The 15,662-nt window shown below is 66.7% G+C and carries 14 protein-coding genes; 13 read left to right on the forward strand and 1 reads right to left on the reverse strand.

Annotation, left to right across the window (positions count from 1 at the left end; genetic code table 11):
- The first annotated feature begins 97 nt into the window (after positions 1-97).
- The 11 genes from NP3_RS16560 to NP3_RS16610 all read left to right on the forward strand — a co-directional run bounded on the left by NP3_RS16560 (position 98) and on the right by NP3_RS16610 (position 11,715).
- Complete coding sequence (locus NP3_RS16560; protein WP_063042298.1) at positions 98-1,729, forward strand: aldehyde dehydrogenase family protein; 1,632 nt, start codon at positions 98-100, stop codon at positions 1,727-1,729.
- A gap of 14 nt (positions 1,730-1,743) precedes the next feature.
- A complete protein-coding gene (locus tag NP3_RS16565; protein ID WP_063824791.1) occupies positions 1,744-2,889 on the forward strand; it encodes an acyl-CoA dehydrogenase family protein in 1,146 nt (381 codons plus the stop codon).
- A gap of 12 nt (positions 2,890-2,901) precedes the next feature.
- Complete coding sequence (locus NP3_RS16570) at positions 2,902-4,152, forward strand: aspartate aminotransferase family protein (protein WP_063042300.1); 1,251 nt, start codon at positions 2,902-2,904, stop codon at positions 4,150-4,152.
- Between the two features lie 30 nt (positions 4,153-4,182).
- Complete coding sequence (locus NP3_RS16575; protein ID WP_063042302.1) at positions 4,183-4,701, forward strand: type II toxin-antitoxin system RatA family toxin; 519 nt, start codon at positions 4,183-4,185, stop codon at positions 4,699-4,701.
- 15 nt (positions 4,702-4,716) lie between these two features.
- The gene (locus tag NP3_RS16580; RefSeq protein WP_063824792.1) at positions 4,717-5,247 is read left to right on the forward strand and encodes a hypothetical protein; all 531 of its coding nucleotides are present in this window, start codon (positions 4,717-4,719) and stop codon (positions 5,245-5,247) included.
- Entirely contained in the window at positions 5,244-5,816 is a 573-nt protein-coding gene (locus tag NP3_RS16585; protein WP_063824793.1) for a flavin reductase family protein, read from the forward strand. The genes NP3_RS16580 and NP3_RS16585 overlap by 4 nt, the downstream gene beginning before the upstream one ends.
- Positions 5,801-6,835 (forward strand): DUF2156 domain-containing protein, encoded by a 1,035-nt coding sequence (locus NP3_RS16590; RefSeq protein WP_245720969.1) that lies wholly within the window; start codon positions 5,801-5,803, stop codon positions 6,833-6,835. The genes NP3_RS16585 and NP3_RS16590 overlap by 16 nt, the downstream gene beginning before the upstream one ends.
- Before the next feature lie 12 nt (positions 6,836-6,847).
- Positions 6,848-8,221 (forward strand): NAD(P)/FAD-dependent oxidoreductase, encoded by a 1,374-nt coding sequence (locus tag NP3_RS16595; protein WP_063042304.1) that lies wholly within the window; start codon positions 6,848-6,850, stop codon positions 8,219-8,221.
- Positions 8,218-9,588 (forward strand): NAD(P)/FAD-dependent oxidoreductase, encoded by a 1,371-nt coding sequence (locus NP3_RS16600; protein WP_084508637.1) that lies wholly within the window; start codon positions 8,218-8,220, stop codon positions 9,586-9,588. Before NP3_RS16595 ends, NP3_RS16600 begins: the two co-directional genes overlap by 4 nt.
- A 4-nt stretch (positions 9,589-9,592) precedes the next feature.
- Positions 9,593-10,957, forward strand: coding sequence for a cation:proton antiporter (locus NP3_RS16605; protein WP_245720970.1), 1,365 nt, complete (start codon positions 9,593-9,595; stop codon positions 10,955-10,957).
- A gap of 146 nt (positions 10,958-11,103) precedes the next feature.
- The gene (locus tag NP3_RS16610; protein WP_063042307.1) at positions 11,104-11,715 is read left to right on the forward strand and encodes a TetR/AcrR family transcriptional regulator; all 612 of its coding nucleotides are present in this window, start codon (positions 11,104-11,106) and stop codon (positions 11,713-11,715) included.
- A 48-nt stretch (positions 11,716-11,763) separates the two neighbouring features.
- Here NP3_RS16610 and NP3_RS16615 read toward each other — a convergent pair whose 3' ends face one another.
- Positions 11,764-13,572: a hypothetical protein gene (locus tag NP3_RS16615; protein ID WP_063042309.1), complete on the reverse strand. Its 1,809-nt coding sequence runs from the start codon at positions 13,570-13,572 to the stop codon at positions 11,764-11,766.
- Positions 13,573-13,919: 347 nt separating this feature from the next.
- Here NP3_RS16615 and NP3_RS16620 point away from each other — a divergent pair, with 347 nt between their 5' ends.
- Both NP3_RS16620 and NP3_RS16625 read left to right on the forward strand, forming a co-directional pair.
- Positions 13,920-14,789 (forward strand): MlaE family ABC transporter permease, encoded by an 870-nt coding sequence (locus NP3_RS16620; RefSeq protein ID WP_373864760.1) that lies wholly within the window; start codon positions 13,920-13,922, stop codon positions 14,787-14,789.
- Between the two features lie 3 nt (positions 14,790-14,792).
- Positions 14,793-15,647, forward strand: coding sequence for an MlaE family ABC transporter permease (locus tag NP3_RS16625; RefSeq protein WP_063042313.1), 855 nt, complete (start codon positions 14,793-14,795; stop codon positions 15,645-15,647).
- Positions 15,648-15,662: the final 15 nt, after the last annotated feature.

Below are 15,662 nucleotides of genomic sequence, written 5' to 3' on the forward strand. Positions count from 1 at the left end.
ACATCGCGTCCCGAAGCTTGATCTTGCAAATGAGACCGGTCGAGTTCCGGTGACCGATCGGAAAAGCCGATCGGATCACCGGATTCTGGGGGCTGTAATGACTGCTGGAACCATCCGATCCGCAACGAGTTCCGTCAACGGAGACGGAATCATCACCTACGGCAGTTACGTAGGAGGCAAGGACGTACCGAGTGACCAATGGGTCCATGTACTGGGAGCCCGTGCGGTACTCGACGATTCGTTCGCCAACCTGGCTCTCAAACGCAAGCTGGACCGCGGTGACACCACGTTGTCGGAGGCGGCCACGAATGCCGTCGTCGGGCGCGTTGCCGTCGCCGACGCCAATACCATTCGCATGGCGATGTACAGCGCCGCCGAGGCCGCGGCCGAATGGCGGACCATGCCACTGTCGGTCCGCGTCGACGGCTATCTGGAGCTCATGCACTCGGCGATCACCGACAACATCCCCACCATCGAGCACATGCTCACACTCGAAGGGCATCCGCTCGAACTCGCGCGCTGGGAGATTTCGGGCATGCTGGCCGCCTCATCGCGCGAGGCGCGCCAGTTCTACCGCGAACAACTCTGGCGCGAGACCACCGCCGGGGGCCAGCGCCAGATCATTCGCCGACAGCCCGACGGCGTGGTCTGCGTCAATCCTCCGGCCAACGCGCCGATGGTCAGCGCGCTGTTCGCCGCGCTCAGTATCGCATCGGGAAACGCGATGATCGTGCGCGCACCCCGGTCGGTGCCGCTGGGCATCATGTACGCGATCCACGACCTGCTGGCGCCCGTACTCGACGAAATCGGCGCTCCCGCAGGCACTGTCAACGCCGTGTGCGGGCATCCGGGCCCGTTGTTCGACGCCTGGCTGGAGAGCCCGCTGGTCAACGACATCATGTATTTCGGCAGCTCACGCACCGGCGTGGCCTTCGAACGCCGCTGTGTCACCTTCGGCAAGAAGCCGATCCTCGAATTGGCCGGCAACGACGCGGTGGTCGTCTGGCGCGACGCCGATCTCGACCATGCCGCGCAGGCGGTCACCGAGGGCTTCTTCGGATCCGGCCAGTTGTGCATGATCCCCAATCAGACCGTCGTCCACCCGGCCGTCGCGGACGCGTTCATCGATCGGGTGAGCGCCCGGGCAAGCGCGCTGCGGCCCGGCTATCCCGACGAGGAAGGCGTGCTGCTCTCCCCCGTCCTACGGCACGACGCGTTCCGCACCTGCCTCGACGACGCGCTGTCGAAGGGTGCCGTACTCGTCAGCGGCGGCTCCGGCATGTCGCTCGACGGCAGCACGGATGGCGCGGGATTCTTCCTGGAGCCGACCGTGATTCGCGTCAACGGATTGCGCCGGGCGCGCGAGATTCTCGCCGTCGAGCACGAAACGTTCTTCCCGCTCATGCCGATCATCGTTCCCGATGCGGACGATGACGACGAACTCCTCACCGAGACAGTGGAATTCGTCAACACCAATCTGTACGGGCTGCGGAACTCCGTGTGGGCCACCGACGATGCCGTTGTCGAGCGCTTTCTCACCGGCATCGTCAACGGCGGATTGCTGAAAATCAACGACTCGCACATTTCGTTCTCGCCGCCGCTGCCCTCCCACGGCGGTACCGGCCTGACCGGCGGCGTCTTCGGCGAAGCGAACTATCCGGTGCTGCGCACGACCCACCTGCAGGGCGTGTCGATTCGGAGCGGCGCGACCGCGCCGCGATACCGGTGAGAGGAGGACATCCGATGCGCATGCTCGACGAAGCCATGGCCGTGTGCGATCGCCACCTCCCCGGCCTGATCGACGAACTGCAGCACATATCGCTGCACGACATCGAGCAACCCGGAAATCCCGGGCTGGAGCTGTTCCGCAAGTACGGCGGACCTGGACTGGTCATCCCGACAACGTATGGCGGCCTGGGTGTTTCGCCCGTCGATGCGGTCCGGGTGGTGCGGGCCATCGGGGCCGAGGCGCCCTCGCTGGCCGTCGCGACCGCCATGCATCACTTCTCGGTCGCCACCATCTTCACGCTCGCCGACAGCCTGAAGTCCAGCGGCCTGGAATGGGCGCTACTCGAAGGGATTGCGGACCAGAAGCTGCTGGTGTCCTCGGGATTCGCCGAAGGCAATCCCGGACAGGGCATCCTCACCCCGACGATGACCGCGACCCGGGCCGACAATGGCATCATCGTCAACGGATCCAAGCGTCCGTGCAGCATGTCGGCCTCGATGGACCTGCTGTCGGCCAGCGTCTCGATCACCGACGATACGGGGCGCACCGAGAACGCGCTGCTGCTGGTGCCCAAGGCGGCACCGGGCGTCTCGGTGCATCCGTTCTGGCACAGCAGCGTGCTCACCGGCGCCGAGAGCGACGAGGTCCGGCTCACCGACGTGTTCGTCGATCAGAATCTGGTCGTCCCCGCCGAGACCGGTGCGCAGGGCGAACTCGACGAACTGCAGACCGTCGGGTTCATCTGGTTCGAAATGCTCATCACCTCTTGCTATCTCGGTATGGCCAGTGCGCTCGCGCGGCGCGTGTTCGACCTGCGCGCACACGGCAGAGTGAGCACCGAACGGCTCACCGACATCAATGTGCGCCTGGAGACCGCGGCACTGCTGCTCGACGACATCGCCCGCATGCTGTCGGCGAAGGAGACCGACAATTCGGCGCTGCTGCGCACCATGATCGCGCGATACGGCGCACAGGACGCGATCCTCGAGGCCGCGGCCAAGTCGATCGAGGCCCTGGGCGGCATGTCGTTCATCTCGGCACCGGATGTCGCCTACCTGGCAGCGGCCTGTCACTGCGTCAGCTTCCACCCGCCGACGCGGACGGCCGGGCACGGCGCGCTCGCCGCGGGGCTGACCGGCGACGTGCTGCGGATCGCTTGAGAGACACCGATAATGACGAATCTCGAGGCCGCCGACACCCGCGCCCACCTCACCAAGATCTACCGCACCAATCTCAGCACCGGTCGCGCCCGGCTGGGCGAAATGCTCGGCGGGCAGTTCGAGGTCGAGTCCTCGGGCGCATGGATAACCACCAACGGCGGTGAGCGCTACCTCAACTTCGGCGGGTACGGCGTATTCCTTACCGGCGCACGGCATCCCGTGGTCATCGAGGAGGTCGCCGAGCAGCTGCGCACCCACCCGATCGGCACCCGCATGTTCCTCGAGCCCGCCGCCGCCCGCGCGGCGGAGATGCTGACCGCGGTCACACCGGCCGGGCTGACCCGCATCCACTTCTCCGGATCCGGCGCCGAGGCGACCGAGGCGGCCATCAAGCTGGCGCGGCTCAACGGCCGCAGCCACCTGTACTCGATGGTCGGCGGCTACCACGGAAAGACCATGGGCGCGCTGTCACTCACCGCGCGCACGGTGTTCCAGGATCCGTTCCGGCCGCTGCTGCCCAACGTCACGCACATCCCCTACAACGACACCGAAGCGCTGGCGAGCGCGCTCGCCCGGCATCCGGGGCAGGCGTGCGTCATCGTCGAGCCGATCCAGGCCGAGGCCGGTGTGATCGTTCCGGCACCCGACTACCTGCGCGCCGTGCGCGCCGTATGCGCCGAACACGATGCGCTGCTGGTGCTCGACGAGATCCAGACCGGACTCGGACGGCTCGGCACCTGGTGGGGGGCCGACCGGGAGGGCATCCGCCCCGACATTCTGTTGTCCGGCAAGGGACTCGGCGGTGGCGTGCTACCGGTGGCGGCCACCATCGCCTCCGATGCGGTGTTCGCCCGGCTCGATCGTGATCCGCTGCTGCACACTTCGACCTTCTCCAGTGCGCCGATCGCGATGGCGGCCGTCTGCGGTGCGCTGCGCGCCATCCGCGAGGACGGGCTCGTCGACAAGGCTCGCGTGCTCGGCGAACGGCTGCTGCCCGAGATCTCCGCGATCGTCGATCGATATCTGCGCTCGCGCGGGTGCACGGTCCGCGGGGCGGGACTGCTCATCGGGATCGATATCGCCGATCCCGGCTCCGCTGGCGAGCTGCTGATCAACCTGGTCAAAAACAATGTCATCGCCAATCTTTCGCTCAATTCCGACCACGTTCTCCGGCTGACACCGCCCGCCATTCTCACCGAATGGGAAGTGCAGTTCTTCCTGAAACGGTTCGAACGGGCGGCCTGCGCCACCGCTGCCGCCTGACCACCGATTACGGACAAAGTGAGGTTTCATATGCAGACTCTGACTCTGAAGGTCCGAGCAGCGAGCGTCGATGCCGACCTCGCGTTCGAACTGATCGGCCATTTCGAGGAGTATCCCGCGCTGGTCGACGAAGTGCGGTCGGTCGAAGTCGAGTCCCGCGCCGAGGACGGGCCGGTCACCAGCCACTGGGAGGTCTGCTTTCGCAGCGGCCCCTTGCGCTGGTCGGAAGTCGACTACTTTCAACCGGCCCGACGGCGGATCGTCTTCGAGCAGATCGACGGAGATTTCGAGATCTTCCGCGGTCATTGGCAGGTGGAGGCGTTGCCCGGAGGTTGCGAAGTCACCTTCGAAGTCACCTTCGATTTCGGAATCCCAAGTCTCACCGGGATTCTCGACCCGATCGCCTGCAAAGTGCTGAAGGAAGGAATTGCCCTCGTCATTCATCGCCTGCTCGGAAAGGGAGAGGTGGTCGACGATCCCGCCGTCTCCGCGGCAGTGGCGCGCAAGCTGGCTCTCACGCCGAGCGAACCGGAGACCCTGGCGGGTTGAACAGCGAGGAATCCGATGGATCACATCAACCGTTTCGCCACCAAGACCACTTTCACCCTGCTCCGCGTCGAGTACGGAATCTTCCTGATCGCGTGCACGACAGCGTTCTTCCTGCACCTCGGTCAAATCCGATGGGTTCCGGCGGTCATCCTGTTCGTCTATATCGACCTCATCGGATACGTGCCCGGATTGATCGCCCACCTGCGGTCCGAAACGGGTGAGGTGGGCCGCGTCTATTACGTGCTGTACAACACGATGCACAGCATGACAACACAATCCGCTGTCGTTGCGCTCTGGGTTCTGGTCAGCGGATGGGAATGGGCTCTGCTCGTCGTGCCGATCCACTTGTTCGGAGATCGCGCGCTGTTCGGAAACTTCGTGAAGTCGTTCGCGGTTCCCTTCGAGCCCAAGGCCGTTCCCGCCTTCACCGAATTCGAACGCCGAGTGCGAAGGGGTTCGAGCGGGGCCGAGCCCGGACCGTTCGAAGCCTTGATCGAACAGTTCATGGAGGACCGGCAATCGCTCCGGCAGGACGGCACCGCATGAATACGCACACCCGCGCACCCGCTCCCTTACTGGCCGAGGATGATTCCGGGCTGGACCCAGCCGAATGTGTCCGCCTGTACCGGAAATTGGCCGCAGGCGTGTCGATCGTCTCGGCACTGAGCCACACCGGGCCGGTCGGACTGACCGCTTCCACCGTCACCTCCCTGTCCCTGCGGCCGCCCCTGCTCCTGGTCTGCCTGGCCGCCGGGTCCTACACCCTGTCCGCGATTCAGGACCGCGGGCGTTTCGGGGTGCAACTGCTGGCCGACCACCAACGGCAGGTCGCCCAGGACTTCGCTTCCGCGACCGGCACCCGATTCACCGACAGCAACCACAGCCGGATACACGATGTGCCGATTCTCGACGCGACCCTCGGATGGTCCGTCTGCCGCCTCACCGACGCCCGGGAGTACGGCGACCACGTCCTGGTCGTCGGGCAGGTGGTCGCCGCCGGAACTGGCCTCGGCCGCCCCCTGATCTGGCACAGCCAGCGCTTCGCCGACATCGCGGACGCTGCGCACGACAAGGCGACCCGCGATTGGAACGGTGACCTGTGGAACGGAACCTGAGCCTGGCACGGTCGGCGACCACCGACGCGCCGATCGTCCTCGACAGCCTGCGCGCATTCGCGCAGAGCTCTTCCGCCTTTCTCGGCCTGTCCGACGACAACAGATACTTCACGACTCCGCGCGTGCCCGGCCTGGTCATCTACCGCCCTTTCGGCAAGCGGTACTGGGTGCAATTCACCGGGCCGTGCGCCGCCGCGGGTCACCAGGCCGAGCTGGAGCAGCAGTTCGCCGCGGCGGCACACCGCGCGCACCGGCGGGTCATCGCGGTACAGCTGCCGCGCACAGACGCCGAGCGAGTGGCGGAATCCGGTTGGGTGGTCAACCAATTCGGTTGTTCGTACAGCATCGACCTGTCCGACTTCACCCTGCGCGGTCAGAAGTTCGTCAAGACGCGCAACATGATCACACGGTCACGGCGGGAGGGAACCACCGTTTCCGAGGCCGACGCCGATCGGCTGCGTGACCCGGAGTTCAGCGGCCAGCTCGATGCGATCGACGCGGAATGGTTGCGGGACAAGGGCCGTCACGTCAAGGAGATGCGCTTCCTCATCGGGCAACGCGGCGGTCCGATGCAACAGCACCGCCGCTTGTTCGTCGCGGAGCAGGATGGCCGCGTCGTCGCGTACGTCTCGTATTCTCCGGTCTTCGGCGCACAGCCGGGCTGGCTGTACGACCTGACGCGGCGTCGGCCGGATGCCCCTCCCGGCGTTATCGAGCATATTTTCGCCGAAGCCGCCGAACGTCTCCGCGGCGACGGCGCGGCGTGGATGCACCTGGGGCTGACGCCGTTCGTCGGCCTGGAACCCCGGCATGCGATCGAAGGTGCCAACAGCCGAATGCTCGGCCGCACAGCCGAACTGATCCGCGATCGCGGTGCGGCCCTGTATCCGGCCACGCGGCAGCTGGCGTTCAAACAGAAGTGGCGTCCCCACCTGGAGACCCCCGAGTACATCGCTTTCCCGAACCGTATCCACCTCCGAGACATCTGGTGTCTCGCGCGAATCACCAACGCTCTGTGAGGAGTTGAGCCCATGAACGACCACAGCGACGCTGCGGAGACCACGCCGATCTGGATGCGCTCGGCGACGACGGTCCCGCCCGGTCCACGCCTGCACAGTGCACGCCGCGCCGAGCTGGTGGTCGTCGGCGGCGGCATCGCCGGTCTCACCGCTGCCTACTACGCGGCCCGGGTCCTGCGCGGAGCCACCATCATCCTGCTCGAGGCCGACCGTGTCGGCGGCGGCAGCACCGGCCGCAGCACCGGCATCGTCACACCCGGCATGAAAATTCCTGTCGCGCAATGCCGCTCGAAACATGGCGACGCCGCGGCGAGCGCGGCCCACGACGCCTCGCAGCGCGGCGTGGCGCTGTTGCGCGACCTGGTGCGCACCGAGAACATCGACTGTGCGGCACGCGATGAAATCCACACGCGCGTCGCGCTCACCGAAGCGCAGTGCCGCCACCAGCACGACCAGGTCACCAACCTCGGCGAGCTCGGTATCGAGCAGCGGCTCATCACGGGTGCGGCACTCGACGAGCAAGCCGGGCAGGGGTACATCTGCGGTATCGAGCACGACGCGCTGCTGGTCGACCCGTACCGGCTGGTGGTAGGGCTCGCCGAGGCGGCGCGGCGGGCCGGGGTGGAGATCTACGAGCGCACCCCGGTCGTCGCGGTCGACACCGGCCAGCCCACCCCCGTCGTGGAGACCGAGGACGGCCGGATCACCACGCCCCGCGTGCTATTGGCGACCAATGGCTATGGCGAAGTGCTGAATCCGCATCCCCGGTCGGTCTTCGCCCTGCGTGGCTACGCGCTCGCGACCGCTCCGCTGACCGACCAGCAGCTCGACGACTTGGGCTGGAACGGCCGCGGCGCGATCATCGACGAACGGAATTTCTTCAACCACTATCGGCTCACCCCCGACCACCGGCTGCTGTTCGGCGGCGGACCCACCACGCTGCCCGGACAGCGCCCGGTCCTGGATCGGTCCGGCGCATCGGCGACATATCAACGGCTGCACCGAGAAATGATCGGCCGGTTCCCCGCGCTCACCAATGTGGCCATCGCCGCGCGCTGGTCGGCGCTCGAGGCGGGCACGCTCGACCGGCTACCCGTCGTCGGGCAGGTGCCGCGCCGCGGTGGTCTGTACTACGCGGGCGCGTGGACCGGTCACGGCCTGTCGACCTCGGTGGTGGCCGCGTGGCAGTTCGGTCAGCAGCTCGCGGGCAACCCGGCACCGCCGATCCCGTGGCTGCGAACCGGCGCGCCAACCATCCCGACGGCGTTCGCACGCACGAAAGGCCTTGCGGCATATCTGAAATTGCTCGACCGCGCAGATCGCCGTGACCTGCGCAGAAGACGGCCTAGCCACCCGGCCGCCGAGCGGAGGGCCCTCGCGCGATGAGCACGAACGGCGGCATACCCGCGAGTGGAGCGGGCGGCGACCAACCCCTGTGGAAACAGCCATCGCAGTCACGTGGCCGTCTCGACACGCGCCTGCGCTGCCAGGTCGTCGTGGTCGGCGGCGGCCTCGCCGGTCTGTCCACCGCACTGCATCTGACCGAACTCGACCCGAACCGCGACATCGTCGTCCTGGAGGCGGATCGAGTGGCGGCCGGGGCGAGCGGACGCGGCACAGGTCTGCTGGGACCCCGTGTCGGACCACCGCTCTCGGTGGCCCGGCGAAGATACGGGGACGAGGACACCCGGGCCCTCTACCAGTCCTCCGAGCACGCGGTCCGGCATGTGATCGACCTGTGCGCGCGGCACAGCATCGCCTGCGACCTGACCCGCGCCACCCAGCTGACCGTCGCCGCCGACGCGGAGTCGGAGCGGGCCATGGAGCTCGAACTCGAAGCGGCCCAAGCACTTCAGCTCGGCATCGAGGAGGTCCCCGCGTCGGCGTTGCCGACCCGCCCCGGCCAGTACCGTGGCGGGCTGCGCTACCCATTTGCCGCGACCCTGGACCCGGCGGCTCTCACCACCGCGCTCGCTCGGCTCGCCGAGCAGCGCGGGGTCCGGATCTTCGAGCGCAGCGCGGTGCGTCGCGTGGAGTACGGCACGCCCACGCGCGCACACACCGAGCACGGCGAGGTCACCGCGGACCGTGTCGTGCTGACGCTCAACGGGTTCGCCGCCGGATTGGGACCCACCGGTGTGGTGGGGATGCGGGCACAGGCCGCGGCGACCCACCCCCTCACCGATGACGAGCTGGCCCGCGTGGGCTGGCTCGGCAACCATTCACTGATCGAACTCGGCCAGCTCGCCCCCTACTACCGGCTCACCGTCGACGGACGGGTGATCGTCGGCGGTGGCGCCGTCCGCCGCGGCGTGCACGGGTCGAGCGTGATCGACCGGGGCTATCTCGCCGCCGCGCTCGGCCTGCTGCACCCCAGTCTGGTCGGCCTGCAATTCAGTCACGCGTGGTCGGGTCCCATCGGCATGACGCTCGACAGCGTGCCCGTGATCGGCTCGCCGAACGAGCACACCCTCGTCGCCGCCGGATGGTGCGGCCACGGAGTCGCGATGGCAACGTATGCCGGTCTGCTCGTGGCCGAGCGGATCGTCACCGGCGAACCGCACGACGTCGCGCTGTGGTGGCGCAGACGAGCCCGCAGCGTGCCGACGAGCGGTCCAGGCGGTCGCGCACTCGACTGGTATCTCGCCCGGCGCACCGAGGCCCAGGCGAACTCGTTGGGCAACCGCGTTTTTCGGCAATTCGCCGCAACCAAGGCCGCGCGTGCCGCTGGCCGCATCAATACGAGGAGATGAATCCGTGGGTCCGGCAATGATCCTCGCGAGCAGCCCCATAGCTCCCCCCATACCCGCCCACGCGCTGCTGGTTCTGCTGGTGCAACTCGCGGTGTTGTTGGTCTCGGCACGCGGGCTCGGCGCGGTGGTGAGCCGAGTGGGACTGCCCTCGATCGTCGGCGAACTGGTGGCGGGCGTGCTGCTCGGCCCCTCGCTGCTGGCACACGCCTGGCCGACGGCATCGCACTGGCTGTTCCCGGCCCAAGGTGAACAGGCGCACCTGCTCGACGCGGTGGGCCAAGTCGGGGTTCTGCTGCTGGTCGGATTGGCCGGTATGCAACTCGAACTCGACGGGATCAAGCAGCGCGTGGGCAATGCCGCCGCGGTCAGCATCGCCGGTCTGGTCGTCCCCCTGGCACTCGGAATCGGTTGTGGCCTACTGGCACCGGTACCGTTGCGCCCGGATCACACCTCGCCCGCCGTGTTCGCGATGTTCATGGGGATCGCGATCTGTGTGTCGGCGATTCCCGTCATCGCCAAGACGCTGATGGAGCTCGATCTCACGCATCGCAATGTCGGACAGCTCATTCTGACCGCAGGCATGATCGACGACGCCGTCGGCTGGTTTCTACTCTCGGTCGTCTCGGCGATGGCCACCCACGGCCTGCGCACCGCAACCGTGCTGACCTCGCTGGGGTATCTGGCAGGCATCGTCGTGTTCGCGCTGACGCTCGGGCGGCCACTGGCCCAGCTCATCATGCGCCGCGCCACCGGCAGCGGCGATCCCTCCACAGCGATCGGCGTCGTCGTCATCCTGCTGTTCGCCAGTGCCGCGGCGACCCAGTCGCTGGGCCTGGAAGCGATCCTGGGCACCTTCCTGTGCGGATCGCTGCTCGGTTCGACCCGCGTCGACCTCGCGCCGCTGGCCCCCCTGAACCAGGTCGTGATGTCGGTGCTGGCACCGCTGTTCTTCGCCACCGCGGGCCTGCGGATGGACCTGTCCGGACTCACCACAGTGCCCCTGCTGCTCGCGGCCCTCGGGATCCTGGTCATGGCCATCGTCGGCAAATTCCTGGGTGCGTACCTCGGCGGCACGGTGAGCGGCCTGAGCCGCACCGAGTCGATCGCCCTTGGTGCGGGAATGAACGCACGCGGCGTCATCGAGGTGATCATCGCGATGGTCGGTCTGCGTCTCGGTGTGCTGAGCATCGAGGCCTACACGATTCTCATCCTGGTCGCGGTGGTGACCTCGGTCATGGCACCACCCATCCTGCGGCGCGCCATGGCCCGTATCGACGTCACCGACGCCGAATCCGCCCGTGCCACACGCACACTGGCGCTCATCAGACCCACACCGTCGCCACCGGAGACCCAACGGGAAGCGGGCTGAGTTTTCCGGCGTCGAATAATCGGCCGCGCCGATGAAATCGCGCTGAAATTCGAGCCCTCGTCCACGACCCGAATTACCTGGAGTTTCTGGCGCTTCCGCAGGCAGAGTATGTAAACGACCGGCGGCCAGAGAGTATTATCGGGTATGTGACTACTGCGAAGATGACTCGGCGAGAGCAATATGCCGCCATGACGCGCGCCGCACTTCTGGAATCGGCACGCAGGCTCTTCGTGGAGCAGGGTTTCGACGCCGCATCGGTCGACGACATCGCCCGAGACTGCGATGTCAGCAAAGGCGCGGTCTACCACCATTTCCGCGATAAGCAGGAGCTATTCGTCGAGGTCTACCGAGATTCCGAACGCAAGCTCATGGAAGCGGTCATGCAGGTGCACGGGCAACAACTCGACGCCGACCCGTGGGACCTGATCGTCGCTTGTTCCCAGACGGTGCTGCGCAGGCGCGCGGCCGACGCCGAAGGCTGCGCTCTGCTCAAACAGGCCAGCACGGTACTCGGCGCAGAGCGCAGGCAGCAGCTGGACTCAGAACTGGTCCTGCCGTTGATCCGCGGCCTTGTGCAGCTCGTGCACGACGCCGATCGACTGCAGCCTGTCGACATCGACATCGCGGCGCAGCTGGTATTTCACATACTGTCGGAGTCATCGATGCTGATCGCCTTCTCCGCGGACCCGCAGACCTCGGCCGAGAAGGTCGAGGCCGTCATGCTGCGCATGTTCGAAGGTCTGCACACCAAGTCCTGACCAGGGGTATCAACGCGGTGGGTACGTCGAATCCGCGGCCGATGGTGGTCACTCGGCGCCCTCGACGCGTCGGCGACCGGCGTCGGTGACAATGACCGCAACGGCGGAGACCACCACGAGCGCCGAGAGTACGGCCATCGGCAGGATCAGCTGCGAGGAGAAGCCCGCGGTGGCGGCCTCCTTCAGACTGCTGATCACATAGTCGGTGGGCAGCAACCGGCGTATCGCGCGCCCGCTCGCGTCCTGGTACGTCCCACTCGTTCCGATCATTGCCGCGGCGACGACGACCGCGGCCATCACCGCGAGCCCCCATCGCCCGAACAGTCGCTCCAGCGCCACCGCCGCGCCGACCAGTGCGAACGCGGACAACGCCACGAGCACCGTGAGTAGCACACGATGGGCCGACATCCCGAGAATCGCTGCCGCACTGACGATCAGGCCGACCGTCGAGAGCACAGTGACCTTCGCCGACGTGAACCAGCCGACGTGGACACGGTCTTTCAATGCGGAGCAGACGGCGGCGATCAACAGCGCTCCGGTGATCAAGAGCAGGGCGGTTCGGGCCGCGGGGTGTCCGCCGACATCGGCCCCTAGGTTCGAGGAGTCGGCGACGCTGACGCTCTTGCCGGTCGGTGCGGGCCCCGTTTGCGCGGGGAGCTCCCGCACGCCGCGGTCGAGCGAGTCGACCAGCTGTGCACTGACCTGCTTGAACTGGTCGAGTTGAGACCGCACGGTGGATTGGATCCCCGGCAGTTGCTCTTTCGCCTGATTGAGCTGAGTGGTCACCTGGCTTATCGTGGCATCGCCCTGGTTCAACAGTGTTTCGATGGATCCGAGGCGCTCGACCGCCAGGTCCAGGACGTCGGCGACCTGCATCTCCGGCTGCACGGGAGCACCGACCAGCCCGGACAGGTCGGCCAATTGCTTTGCGAGTTGTTCCGATGCCTGGTGCACCGCGTCGACGCCGTTGGACACCTGCTGGTCGGAGCTACCGTCGACGGTCGTCAGCACTCGAGCGAGTTGGTCGATCAGCCCCTGGTCGGGCAGGCCGGCCGCGTTCAGCGCTTCGAGGATCGGACGGATCATGGCGCTCAACTGGGCGCGGACCGCGGCCGTCTGGCGGACGAAATCCGCGGCCGATCGGCTGCTCTGGTCGGCGAGGGCAACCCCGCGCTGGATGTCGGCAAGGGTCAGGTCGACTCCCCGCATGCTGGTCGACAACGTCGCGAGCTGTGCGGCGATGTCGTGGACGACCGCTGTGTTGTCCCGGATTCCGGCCAGCAGTGTCGTCGCGCTGTCGATCAGCGGTTCCGCCTGGGTGATCAGCTGATCCACGGTGCCGAGCGCCTGTGAGAACGTGGTGTCGGCCTGGCTGACGGCGCCTTTGATCCCGGTCGCCGTGAGTGCGGCGAGGTTGAGGTCCTTGCGCGCCTTCGACACCGAGGTCGATACCTCGCTCGCGGTCACCGCGGACGCACTCGACGAGACCAGACCGACCAGGCGGGCGATCGCGATCGGATCGGACTCCGTCCGGCTCGCGAGGACCGAAATCTGTTGCGCGGCACCACTCGAGCTGCCGAGGGTGGTCGGTACGACGACCGCCGCGAGCACCGATCCGCTCGTCAGCGCCCGCTGCGCGTCGTCGGTGCTGCGCGATTGCCAGGTGAAATCCGCTGTGGCGGAAAGCATCTCGACGAATTTGGTCGCCCCCGCCCCGGGTTCGGTCTGCTGATCGGCTCGACCGATCACAACAGCGACGGTGGGCCGTGACGACGAATCGCGATCCCGGTCCGCGACCGTGTACGCCGCGCCCGCGAGCAACGGCAGCACCAGCAGCAGGGCCAGTACAACCGGCATCCGGCTACCGCCCCATCGTCGGTTCCCGGCGACGCGTGCGAGGAATCTCCCCGGACCGTGATCTGACATCGGTGGTGTGTCCTTCCGCTGCTCGGACCGGCGATCCATTCCATCGATATCCGTCGACGCTCGCTGGCCTACTCGACGTATGTGATAGTACTCAGGGTATGCGAGTGGTCAACGTGCCCGCCTCCACGTCCAGGAACGCCCCGATCATCGGGCCCAGCCCGACGCCGAATCGAACATGTCGGGCACGCAAGCCTTCTCGCATCGCGCGAGCCCTGGACAAACCTTGCACACACTCGCATACTTGGATTCGGTTTAATACGCAGAGTAGGTGATTGTGTGTGAGTACGCAGAACCGACCAGTCGCACCACCGCCGACGGGAGGTAGCGATCCAGCAGCCCGGCCCGCTTTGGTGCGACGGTTCTGGAAGGACCATCCCGGCCAGGCGCTGGACACCTTCGGGCGGCAGATCACCATGGCCGGCGAACTGCTGATCGGCCTCGCGATCACGTTGGCGCGCGGCCGATTCAACTGGCGCGAGTTCGTACGGCAGTGCGCGTTCATGTCGAGCGTGTCGGCGATTCCCACCATGATCGTGGCGATCCCGGTCGGTGTCGTCGTGTCGTTGCAGGTGAGCCTGGTCGTCAAGCAGGTCGGCGCGGAATCGTTCGACGGCGCCGCTGTCGGTATCGGCGTGGTCAAACAGGGCGCCCCACTGGTCACTTCGATCATGATCGCGGGCGCGGTCGGCTCGGCCATCTGCGCCGACCTCGGTTCTCGCACGATTCGCGAGGAGATCGACGCCATGCGCACCATGGCCGTTGATCCACTGGTCCGTCTGGTCGGCCCCCGGCTGCTGGCCGCGACGCTGGTCAGCACCATGCTGTGCGGCGTCGTCGTCTTCGTCGGATTCGCCTCCACCTATGGCTTTTTCATCTATGTCGAGCACGGTTCTCCGGGATCGTTCGTGGCGGCCTTCATCGGATTCGCCAGTGCGAACGACGTGGCCGTTGCGCTGTTCAAAGCGGCGCTGTTCGGCTTCTTCACCGCCGTCATCGCCGGGTACCACGGACTCAATGCCCGCGGCGGTCCGGCCGGTGTCGCGAATGCGGTCAATGCGGCGGTCGTGCAGTCCGCGCTCGTGCTGTTCGGCGCCAATGTGCTGATCTCGCAGGTCTACAACACCCTCTTCCCCGCCCAACTGGTGTGAGTCATGGCTGCTACCTACATCCCCCCTGCGCTGCGCCCGGCCCGCGTGGTCGCACCCCCGGCGCGTGGCCTGGCCGCGTTCGGTCACCTGCTGTTCTTCCTGGTGCGCTCACTGATGGCGATCCCACTGACGCTGCGCCACTACAAGCGCGAGGTGGCACGGCTGATCGTCGATGTCACCTGGGGCAACGGCACTTTGGTCGCCGGCGGTGGGACCGTCGGCGTGATGCTGGCGATGTGCGCCTTCGGCGGCATGACGGTCGGCATCGAGGCATTCACCAACCTGAATCTGCTCGGCCTCGGGCAGGTGACCGGATCGATCACGGCGCTGGGCGGTACCCGTGAGATCGCTCCGCTGCTGGCGTCGCAAGCGTTCATCGTGCAGGCGGGGTGCCGTTTCACCGCCCAACTGGGTTCGATGCGTATCGCCGAGGAGATCGACGCGCTGGAGTCCATCGCTATCCGTCCGATGCCGTTCCTGGTCTCCACCCGGATCATCGCCGTGGCTGTGGTCGCGGTGCCGTTGTATGTTGCGGCACTGGCGGTTTCGTATCTGTCCACCGAGCTGACGGTGCTGTTCATCGGCGACGTCAGCGACGGCACCTACATGCACTACTTCAACATCTTCATGACGCCGGTGGACGTGCTCTATTCCATCTTCAAGTTGATCGTGCTGGTGGTGCTGGCGGTCTTCATCCAGTGCTACTACGGCTACTTCGCGACCGGCGGCCCGGAGGGTGTCGGCATCGCCGCCGGGCGCGCGATCCGTATGTCGATCATTGTCACCGTTCTCGCGAATCTGCTGATGTCCCTGACTATCTGGGGTACAGCCGTGGGGACAGCCCGGCTGTCCGGATGAGGAGCAACTCGGTGT

The organism is Nocardia pseudovaccinii NBRC 100343, assembly GCF_001613225.1.
GTDB lineage: Bacteria > Actinomycetota > Actinomycetes > Mycobacteriales > Mycobacteriaceae > Nocardia > Nocardia pseudovaccinii.